The organism is Sorangiineae bacterium MSr12523, assembly GCA_037157775.1.
Lineage (GTDB): Bacteria > Myxococcota_A > Polyangia > Polyangiales > Polyangiaceae > Pendulispora > Pendulispora brunnea.
Map to the genome: position 1 here is coordinate 7,654,774 of CP089982.1, position 10,298 is coordinate 7,665,071.

General features: G+C 65.5%; 9 protein-coding genes. 4 read left to right on the forward strand and 5 right to left on the reverse strand.

Going from position 1 to position 10,298, the window contains the following annotated elements; genetic code table 11:
- Positions 1-40 precede the first annotated feature (40 nt).
- Entirely contained in the window at positions 41-661 is a 621-nt protein-coding gene (locus tag LZC95_30025; GenBank protein ID WXA90678.1) for a hypothetical protein, read from the forward strand.
- Here LZC95_30025 and LZC95_30030 read toward each other — a convergent pair.
- Genes LZC95_30030 through LZC95_30040 form a run of 3 tightly spaced genes read right to left on the reverse strand, consistent with a single transcriptional unit; the run spans position 619 to position 3,169 of the window.
- A complete protein-coding gene (locus tag LZC95_30030; protein ID WXA90679.1) occupies positions 619-1,389 on the reverse strand; it encodes a GNAT family N-acetyltransferase in 771 nt (256 codons plus the stop codon). The two genes, LZC95_30025 and LZC95_30030, sit on opposite strands and share 43 nt — an antisense overlap.
- Before the next feature lie 2 nt (positions 1,390-1,391).
- On the reverse strand, positions 1,392-2,024 hold the full coding sequence (locus LZC95_30035) for a response regulator transcription factor (protein WXA90680.1): 633 nt from the start codon (positions 2,022-2,024) through the stop codon (positions 1,392-1,394).
- Positions 2,021-3,169 carry a histidine kinase gene (locus LZC95_30040; protein WXA90681.1) on the reverse strand — a complete coding sequence of 383 codons (1,149 nt, stop codon included), beginning with the start codon at positions 3,167-3,169 and terminating at the stop codon, positions 2,021-2,023. Before LZC95_30040 ends, LZC95_30035 begins: the two co-directional genes overlap by 4 nt.
- Before the next feature lie 140 nt (positions 3,170-3,309).
- On the opposite strand from LZC95_30040, the gene LZC95_30045 reads away from it, so the two are divergent.
- Both LZC95_30045 and LZC95_30050 read left to right on the forward strand, forming a co-directional pair.
- Positions 3,310-4,185, forward strand: a complete 876-nt coding sequence (locus LZC95_30045) for a methyltransferase domain-containing protein (protein ID WXA90682.1) — start codon at positions 3,310-3,312, stop codon at positions 4,183-4,185.
- Positions 4,182-5,735, forward strand: coding sequence for an OPT/YSL family transporter (locus LZC95_30050; GenBank protein ID WXA90683.1), 1,554 nt, complete (start codon positions 4,182-4,184; stop codon positions 5,733-5,735). The genes LZC95_30045 and LZC95_30050 overlap by 4 nt, the downstream gene beginning before the upstream one ends.
- A gap of 221 nt (positions 5,736-5,956) precedes the next feature.
- Here the strand turns inward: LZC95_30050 and LZC95_30055 are convergent, their stop codons facing one another.
- The gene (locus tag LZC95_30055) at positions 5,957-6,679 is read right to left on the reverse strand and encodes a thioredoxin family protein (GenBank protein WXA90684.1); all 723 of its coding nucleotides are present in this window, start codon (positions 6,677-6,679) and stop codon (positions 5,957-5,959) included.
- Positions 6,680-6,985: 306 nt separating this feature from the next.
- On the opposite strand from LZC95_30055, the gene LZC95_30060 reads away from it, so the two are divergent.
- A complete protein-coding gene (locus LZC95_30060; GenBank protein ID WXA90685.1) occupies positions 6,986-7,855 on the forward strand; it encodes an RNA polymerase sigma factor in 870 nt (289 codons plus the stop codon).
- An 11-nt stretch (positions 7,856-7,866) separates the two neighbouring features.
- On the opposite strand, the gene LZC95_30065 is transcribed toward LZC95_30060, so the two are convergent.
- Positions 7,867-10,029, reverse strand: coding sequence for a hypothetical protein (locus LZC95_30065; GenBank protein WXA90686.1), 2,163 nt, complete (start codon positions 10,027-10,029; stop codon positions 7,867-7,869).
- Between the last annotated feature and the right edge of the window lie 269 nt (positions 10,030-10,298).

Genomic DNA, 10,298 nt, shown 5'->3' on the forward strand with positions numbered 1-10,298 from the left:
GGCCCTGCAAGGCGGCGAAGCCTTGCAAGGAGGCGCGGACATGAACACCCGTACTGCGCAATTCGGTATTTCGATATGGCTCGTTCCGCTTGCCGTGGCGGCATGCCAATCATCGCCGCCGGAGGGCGAGCGCATAGGCCGCGTCGCGGAGCCGATCACCCTGGAGAATTGTCCCGACACGATCGCGTGCCCACTGCCCCCGTTCCCCGACGACTGCAGCGGCACGTGGTGGAATACCGCTTACGATCCAAGCACACCCAACGAGGATTGCCCTGCGAAAGACCCGTACCTCACGTGCGATCCGGTGATTTTGGGGCGCTGCAACAGCACGTATTCCGATATTTGCAAATACCGCGGCTGCCCCGGCTACATCGTCCTCAACATGTCGGATTGGACGATTCAGCAGAATGACCGCTTCATTGCGTGTGCTCAAGCTGGCTTGCTCGACAACCAATGCGACACCATCGTGGTCGGCTCGCCCAGCAATCACGTGCCCGATCCCGATCCTGGTACGACGGGAAGCGTGACGTACCGCGAGCTATGTCAATTGAACGCCTGCGGGTGCCCCACCGTCTTCGATGATACGGGCGGGGAAGCCACATGTGGGTGCGCGCCGACTCAGGGCATCGACGTCGAGTTGGCTATTGGCATTCGCCTGTAGTGGTAATGGTGGTGCGTGACGAACTGCAGGCGCTCGTAGAGTGCGAGCGCCGCGGTGTTGTCGGTCTCGACTTGCAGGTACGCGTTCGTGCACCCGTGCGCGGCGGCGCGCTCGAGGAGCGCGCGCATGATGGCGTGGGCGAGGCCGCGGCGGCGGTGGGCAGGGTCGACCTCGATGGCCGAAAAGCCTGCCCACGCGCCCACGAGAACGCATCGGCCGATGGCGCGGGCGCGCGCAGGGTCGTCACCCCGGATGGACGCAAACAGGACGCGCGGACCTCCGCGGAGGACGCGCAGGGCGGGTTCGTGCAGGGCGCCGGCTTTGTGGTACCGGGCGACCCAAGCAGGGTCGACGTCGTCCCTCACCTCCGCCGAGTCGCTTTCGGAAGCAGCGCCCATCTTCTCGAGGATGCTCGCAATGGGCGCAATCTGGACGGCCACGGGGGCCTCGATGGTCCAGCCGCGGTGCGCGAGCGCGTGGTCGAGGGCGGATCCGGGAAAAAGCTGCACATATGCAGGCAACGAGCGTGCGGCGTACCACGCGTGGACGCGCGCGAGGGCGGCCTCGAGGGGCATGCTGGGATCGCCGAGGGCAAGAACGGAGTTGGCCCTGCGGGTGAACCCCGAGGAGGCACGCAGCAGCCAGTCGCCGAGAGGCTCGGTCTCGAGAGCAGGCCAACCCTCCGCCGCGATGCGGGCGAGCGACTCGGCGTCCACCGTCATCGTCATCGTCAGAGCACGCCCCATTCCGCGGCCTTGAGGACTGCCCGCGTGCGATCGCGCACGCCCATCTTGGTCAGAATGTTCGAAACGTGGTTCTTCACCGTGCCCTCCGCCACGAAGAGCGCCTTGGCGATCTCGCGGTTCGAATAACCCGCCGCGAGAAGACGCAGCACCTCGCGCTCGCGCGTCGTGAGCTCGGTGGCCTCGGCGGCGGGACTTGCGGGTTTCGCCAGCTCGCGCGCAGCCCGCGCAGTCAGCGCGGGGTGAATCATGGTGCCACCCGCAGCCAGCTCGCGCACGGCAGCCACCAGGCGATCCAACGTGACATCCTTGAGCAAAAAGCCGCGCGCCCCTGCGCGAACCACCTCGATGGCCGCATCGTCGTCATCGAAGGTCGTCAGGATCAACGTCGCCGGTAAAATCTCGCGCCGCGCGAGCTCGGTCACCACGAAGCAACCGTCGCCCTTCGGCATGCGCATGTCCAAGAGCAACACATCGGGCCGCGCCTCGGCGACGACGCGCAACGTCTCCTCACCGTCGCCGGCCTCCCCCACGAGCACGATGTCGTCCACCAGCGCGAGCAAGGTGCGGATCCCCTCGCGCACCAAGGTGTGATCATCGGCCAAAACCACGCGGATCACGACGCATTCTCCTTCAGGCCGGAGAGCGCCGGAAGCCACGCGCTCACCACCACTTCACGCGAAGGCTCGGTGGCCACGCGAAGCCATCCACCGAGCTCCTCGAGGCGGGCCCGCATGCCCGACAGGCCCGAGCCCGCGCGCACCACCCCGCCGGGGCACGTGCCGTCGTCGCGGGCATCGACGGTGATGGCGCCGTCGTCGCCCTGCGTGATGTGAATCCACAAATTGCGCGCGCCGGCGTGGCGCATCGTGTTGGTCACGATTTCCTGCACGCAGCGCAAGATGCAGTGCCCGCGCGCGCCGTCGTCGACGCGCAGCACCTCGGGCATCGCCAGGTGAACCTGAATGCCAGGCACGTCTTCCACGAGGGCGCAAAGGGCAGACCGCAGATCCGGCCCCGGCGAGCCGCGCATCGCGCTCACCACGTCGCGCACGTTGTGCAGCAGGCGCGCGCTCACGTCCTTGGCCTTTGCCACGTGGGTCGCCGCCCGTTCCGTGGAGACGTGCGTCGCCACCTCGAGCTGCAGCCCGAGGGCGGTCAAGTCGTGGCCCAACACGTCGTGCAGCTCGCGCGCGATGCGCGTGCGCTCGTTCACGCGGCTCGTCTCCTCCAGCAGCGAGCGCGTGGCGCGCAGTTCGGCATTGGTGCGCGCCAGATCGTTGCGCGCCTCGGCCTCGCGCCGGGCCGCGTACACGGCGACGGCGGCAAAGGCCTCGCCCGCGCCAAAGGCAATGACGCTCGAGAGGCTCTCACGAAGATCGGGCCCATTTTCGCGGGTGCACACGATCGCAAACGTCAGCAACAAGCTCTGCACGGCAATGAGAGCAATCGTCGCGCCGGGCCGCAACACCAGCGCCGCCTGCGCCGCGACAATGACCAGCGAGAGCGACGCAAAATGGCACGGCTGCAATGCGGCCATCGCGAGCATCGCCGGCGTCATGAGCAGTAGCCCGCCAATACGCCGGCGCCGAGCGCTCTCCGGCGCCGCGGAGCCAACGTGAAAGGCGAGGACAAAGACCAGGTAGGCCACGCCCCAGCCCAGAAGCTCGATGTCCCAGTGGATGTGGCGATCGATCAGCGTAGGAATCGCCACGACGACGAGGAGCAGGTAACCGACGATGCGCAGGGTTCGCGCTATGCGCATAAAGAGCAGTGTAGTCCAGTGTGAACGGCTGGACATGTGCCAAAAGTCACGATCGTGGGGGCCCCACCCGGATCATGACTTTCGGCACATGGCCCCACGCCCCTGCGTGCGCTCAAAGTGCGCTCATGGGAGGCCTTCAAATGAAATTCCGATTCGATGCAGCAGCAGCCGTAGTTGCCGTTCTTGCGGGCTGTACCGCCTGTGCGTCCGAGCCGCGGGCGGGTGCGCCGGCGACGACGACCACGGGCACCACCGCCACCGCGACACCGGCTGCGTCCGAGACCAAGATTCGCGGGGCGCTCACCGGCACGGTGCGCACGGACAAAGAGCGCGCCCGCGATGACGCACGGCATCCGGCCGAGACGCTGTCCTTTTTCGGCCTGCGCGAGGACGCTTCGGTGCTCGAGCTTTGGCCGGGCGGCGGCTATTACACCTCCATTCTCGCGCCGGTGGTGGCGGAACGCGGAAAGCTCACCATCACGAACTTCGACCCGAACGGCGATCCGAAGGCGTACCAGACCAAGGGCACGATCGAGCTCTTCGCGCGCCTCGACAAGAACCCCGAGGTGTTCGGCAAGGTGGCTCGCCAGCAGATCGCTACGCCGAACGTGAACTTCGGGCAGGCCGCGAGCTACGACTTCGTGTTCACGTTTCGTAATATCCACAATTGGATCGAGGACGGCTTCGCCGACAAAGTCTTCGCGGAGGCCTTCCGCGTGCTGAAGCCGGGCGGCGTATTGGGCATCGAGGAGCACCGCGGCAAGCCTGGCATGACCGTCGAAGCGATGAACAAGACCGGCTACGTGCCCGAGGATTACGTGCGCCAGCTCGCCGAACGCGCGGGGTTCCGTTTCGCGGCGCGCTCCGAGATCAATGCCAATCCGAAGGATACGACGGACCACCCGAACGGCGTCTGGTCGCTGCCGCCGTCGTTCGCGGGCAAGGACGTCGATCGCGAGAAGTTCGTGGCCATCGGTGAGAGCGATCGCATGACGTTGCGCTTCACCAAACCATGACGATGCGGCCGCGCGAGTTCGCGGCCGCCGCCATCGTCGCTGCCGTTGTCGGGGTCGTGTTTCCCTACGCGACCTTGCGTCTCGGCTTCGGACCGAACGTGTCGATCGTATCGACGCTGCTCGGCTTCGTCGTCTTGCGCGCGACGGGCAGCTCCGGGCGAACGTCGCTCCACGTGGCATGCACAGCGGGGGTGGCGGCCGGGCAGACGGCATTCATGGGGGTCGCACTCGCCGCGTTCGAGATCCTGCGGGCGCGCGATCCAGGTCGTTTTACGCTGCATCCATCCGCGCCGGTGGTCTTCGCGTGGATCGGCTCCGCGGGAGCCCTCGGCGTGCTCGCGGCGTTGCCGCTGCGGCGTCACTTCATCGAGCACGAGAAGCTGACCTTTGCCGGCGGGGCGTGCGCGGCCGAAACGATGCTGGCGCTCGATCGCCGCGATGGCGCGCAGCATGGACGCCGCGACATCGCGGCGCTGGCCGTGTCGTTCGTGTGCGCCTCGGGGTTCACGTTTCTTCGGCCAGCGGCGCTGGCGGTGAGCCCGCTCGGGATTGGCTCGGGGATGCTCATTGGCCTGCGCGTGGCGTTCTCCATGGCCCTGGGCGGCGCCATCGCGCATGCGTTTCCGGCGCATCTGCTGCCCTGGATGGGGGCCGCGTTGGTGGTGGCGGGCGGCCTCACCAGCGCCCTTGCGCGGGTGCCGTCGATGCTCAGCGGGATCGCCTCGGGGCATGCAGGCGCGAGCGGCGAGAGGCTGGCGCGATACCGCATGGCCATCGCGGCCGCCGGCGCCGCGTTGCTGGTGCTCTGCGCGATCGATGGCTTCGCGCTGCATCTATCGATTCCCATGACCCTGGCCAGCGTGGCATTGGCCGCACCGCTCTTGCTGGTCGGCACACGCGTGCTCGGGGAGACCAATTGGGCCCCCGTGCTGTCGCTGGCCACACTTGCGCAGGCGGTGCTGGCCTCCATCGATCCGGGAAACCTGGCCGGCACCATGGTGGGCGGTGCGCTGTGCGGAGCGATTCCCAATGGCGGGCAGCACATGATGCAGAGCTTTCGCGCGGCGTCCATCGTCGGTGCCTCGGCGCGCACCACGGCGGTGGCGCAGCTCGTCGGGGTGGTGATTGGCGCGCTCGCGCTCAGTGTGACGTACCCGCTGTTGGCGGCCGCGCATGCGGGCGGCGTCGTTTCGCCCTTGAGCGAGGCGTGGGCCACCTCCGCGGAGGCACTGGCGCGCGGTCCGTCGTCGATGCCGCATGCGATGGTCATGGCGATGGCCGCCGCAGGGGCGGTGGGCGTGGTGCTGGCGTTGCTCGAGCGGCGTTTCGGCCGGGTGATGCCTTCGGCGCCGGCGTTGGGCATCGGCATGCTGGTGCCGTGGGGGCTTGCCTCGGGCGTGCTCGCCGGCAGCGCCGCGGCGTGGATCGCGGCGCGGATTGCACCGCGGTCCACGTCCACGCGCGGCGCGGCGGTGGCATCAGGGTTGGTCGCGGGCGAGGCGCTCGCGGCGTGCGGAATGGCAGCCGTAACGGCCCTCCTGGGCCACTGAGTCACCCGAGCTACCTTTTCTTTCCTTGAGATAGTGTGCAATCGAATAAACGAGACACACGACGGCAACGGCGATGAGCGAATACTGCAAGAGGGTCGCCGCGAACATCGAAAGACCGATGCCCGTTGCCATGGCAACATAGGCTGCGACGCAAAGGGGGCATTTGGGCATCAGCGCCAACATGCCCCCCGGGACGACGCAGGCCGCAATGCGCCGGAGGCTCATGGATTTGCGCCGTAGCGGTCGTGATGCCGAATCCATGCCATGGGACGCGGCAACCCGCTCTCATCGCGGCCTTTGGGCATCAGATCGAGATACGAATAGGGCACGAGCACGTGCTCGGGCCCGCGGCCGAACGTCGAATACGTGTGAAAGACCTCACCCGCGTCGTTCTTGATGAACGCGGTGAGCCCGGGCGCCTCGTCGGCGGGAAATCCCTTGTTGTTGTAGTTGTAATACGCACTGCCCGAGGCAAACTCGTCTTTGGTGAACGATACGTGGTAATCGAAATTGAAATCGTTCCCGTTCGAAGAGACCCACTCGAAATTCCACCCCATGCGCTTCTGGAACGCCTGTAGACGCTCCAGAGGCGCGCGGGACACCACGACGAAGGTCACATCGCGGTTGGCCAAGTGCACGATGGATCCGTCGAAGTGATCGGCCGCCATGGAGCAGGTGGGGCACCCTTCCTCCCACTCGGGCCCGAACATGAAGTGGTACACGAGAAGCTGCCGCCGCCCCGCGAACAGCTCGGGCAGCGACTTTTCGCCCTGGCGGCTCGTGAAGGTGTACTCCTTCTCGACTTTGACCCAGGGCAATGCGCGGCGCTCTTCGGCCAAGGCATCGCGCTGCCGCGTCAGTTCCTTCTCCTTGACGAGCAACTTCTTGCGGGCCAAAAGCCATTCTTCGCGGGACGCGGTCCGCGGGTGCGTGTTCGTTGCCATGATGAATCCTCCTGAAAACGAGACGACGCCGGGCCGCCAAAGGATTCGCAGAAGAAAATATTTCGCGGGGCGCGCATCCTTCGTCCCCGCCCCAACGTCTACAATGGGCGAACACGATTCTCGAACCGAAGAAGGAAACCGCCAGGACGCCCGGATCGCCAATTAAACCAACGATAAATCCCCCAAAATGAGAGTTTCTTGTTGGTTCACCTGGCGATCCTGGCGCCTCTCTTTTGGCGTCCTGGCGGTTTCTTCTTCTCTTCGTGACGCTGTTCGAAGATCGCGCTTGCTGATTCAGGTAAATGAATGACCACCCCTTTCGAATCGTTCGAGCAACTCCTCGATGAGCTACGGCCCAAGCTGCATCGCTACTGCGCGCGCATGACCGGCTCGGTCGTCTCGGGAGAAGACGTGGTGCAGGAAGCGCTCCTCAAAGCCGTCGAGAGCTTTCAAAAGATGGATCTGGTCGATCATGTCGAAGGGTGGGTCTTTCGCATCGCGCACAACACCGCATTGGACTTTTTGCGCCGACGCGCGCGCCAGAACGCCGCCCTGGCCGACGAGGATCCGGACATGAGCATCGACCCCAACGCCGCCACGGACGCGCGTCCAATGGCCGCCCAACACCTGCGCACCTTCATGCGGCTCCCCGCGGCCCAGCGCAGCACGGTCATCTTGATGGATGTGCTCGGCTATTCGCTGGAGGAGATCGGCACCGTGATGGGCGCGAGCGTTCCCGCGGTGAAGGCCGCCCTGCACCGGGGCCGAACACGGCTTCGGGAGATCGCCGGCGAACCCGAGGACCTCCCCCTCCCCGCGCTGCCCGAAGCGGAGCGCGCACGCCTCGCCCTTTACGTGGACCGCTTCAACGCGCGCGACTTCGACGCCGTTCGCAACATGTGCGCGGACGATGCTCGCCTCGAGGTGGTCAACAAAGCGCGGAGAACGGGGGTAGCCCCCTACTTTACGAACTACTCACTCCAACACGATTGGCGTTTGGCCTTGGGCCTCGTCGATGGCCAAGGTGCCATCTTCGTGCTCGACGCGGTGAATCCATCGGCCGGACCGCTTTATTTCGTTTTGCTGGAATGGCAAGGCGACACGATCGTCGGCATCCGCGACTTCCGCTACGCCCGCTACGCCATGGACGGCGCCGACGTGCACCTTTTGCGCTAAAGCCGCATCGATCATGGTGCGGGATTCGCAACGACCTTGCCATCGACCTGGCCCGGCGCGACATCCTTTGATTCCCCGCCGCCCACGAGGTCCAAGGCGGCGCGCAGGATTTCGCTTTCCTGCACCAGAACGAGGTTGGCGGCCTCCGCCAGCGGGATGAAGGAGTCCGCCGAGGCGACCCGCGCGAGCGGCTTCGCGCGTAGATCGGCGTGCTCCGCGATGAAGGTCACGATGGCCTCGGACACGTTGCCCGAGCGACGGCATTCGTCCACCACGAGCACCGCCTTCGTCTCGCGCACGTGCCGCGCGATGGCCTCCTCCGGCAGAGGCGCGATCCACCGCAGGTCCACCACCCGGGTGCGGATCCCCTTTCCTTCGAGGGAGCGTGCCACGCGCAGGCTCATGGGGACACCGTTGCCGTACGTGAGGATCACGAGATCGCGCGCGTCCGGCTCGTAGACACCCACCTCGCCCACATCGATGGCGCGCCCCGGCTCAGGGACGGGAAAGCTCCAGGCACCGTCGCCGGGAAAGAGATCGCGCGTGTGGTAAAGCGCAATGGGCTCCACGAAGACGCACACGCGGCCGTCGATGCGGGCGGCGGCCACCAAGGTGCGCAGCATTTGAACGGCGTCGTCGCCGCGCGATGGAACGGCGACGATCACGCCGGGGAGGTCGCGTAAGACGGTAAGGCTATCGTCATTATGGAAGTGTCCGCCAAAACCCTTTTGGTAGCCAAGCCCCGCGATGCGCACCACCATGGGATTCTTGAGGCGTCCCCCCGAGAAAAACGACAATGTGGCCGCCTCTCCGCGCAGCTGATCCTCGGCATTGTGCACGTAGGCCAGAAATTGAATCTCCGGGACCGGCAATAGGCCAATTTGGCCAGCACCAATGGCCATTCCCAAAATCGATTGTTCGTCCAGCAGCGTATTGAAGACACGTCCCGCGCCAAACGACTTCCACAGGCCCACCGTCACGCCATACACGCCGCCCTTTTCCGCGACATCCTCGCCAAATACGACGAGCTCGGAGTACTTGCGCATCAAGTCGGCCAGCCCCGCGCGGATCGCATGGGCCAGCGTCTTGGGCCCGCCACCATCGTTGGCCACCGACGCATAGTCCGTGCGGCGCGCCTCGACCGCTACGGCATTTCCTTGCGACGGAGCAATCGATGCCATGACTTCCTCGCGTGTGCGCAACTTGGGGCGCTTCACCGCCTCGTTCGACAAGGCGCGCACCGTCTCCGCGGCCCGATCGATCGCATCGAGAAGATCGCCCGAGGACATCGCGCCCGCATCGAGCAGCGATTGCGCCGTGAGAAGGACCGGATCACGTTGCTCTGCCGTCGCAATTTCCGTGGCCGCGCGGTATTCGCGATCGGCGTCGCTCCCCGCGTGGCCCCAAACGCGCTCGCAACCCAAATGAAGAAACACGGGGGCGCGCGTCTTGCGGCATGTCACGACCGCGCGCTCGGAAGCTTCGTACGCTGCCGAGAGATCGCCTCCATCCGCCGCGATGTAGGTCATGCCCGGCGTGCTGCGCATCCGCGCCTCGACCCAGCCCCGCGGCGTGCGCACCGAAACGCCGAGCCCGTTGTCCTCGCACACGAAAAGAACGGGAACAGGCACGCGCTGGTACGCAGCCCACGATGCCGCGTTGATGGCGCCTTGCGCCGTGGAGTGATTCAACGAAGCATCGCCGAAGGAACACACCACGATGGAGTCCTTCGTCGTGGGCACCGCTCCCTCGTGCCATCGTCCCAAGGCACCCAACTTCGACGCACGATCGATGGAAACCGCCATACCGACGGCTTTTGGTAAATGCGATGCGATGGTGCTCGTCTGCGGAGGAATACCCCACGGAATGCTGCCAAAGACTTTATGGCGCCCCTCAGCGATCGGATCATCGGATGATGCTGCGAGCGAGAGCAGCAATTCGAAAACACCGGGAGCCACACCTTCACTGGATCGGGCGCGTGCCAAGAAGAAAGCACCGCTTCGATAATGAAGCAGCGCCGGGTCGGTTTTGCGAGTTAGCGCACCCAGCACAACGTTCCCCTCGTGTCCTGCACTCGCGATGGTGTAGTAACCCTCGTTGCGCGCGCGCAGCTCGTGGGCCTCGATGTCGACGAGACGGCAGTGAAGTTGGGCCTCGAAAAGATTGCGCGCCAACTCGTGAGGCAGACGAAGGGATGGAGCTGAAAGACGAAGTGAACCTAGAGCAACATTGCGGAGGTGTTCGAGCGAACGACGGGCACGGGCGAGGGGCATAGGGAAATTAGGAGCCACACGCCACGCCGCGCAAGATCCGAAGTAGCAAGCTTGAAACGATCCGCTCTTCCGGGAAACGTCACATCAATGACGCGATTTGTCGACGGTTCTGTCCCGTGCAGGCCATACATCTATGAACCGTTTCGCAGTTGGGGAGGGACCTAGCTGCG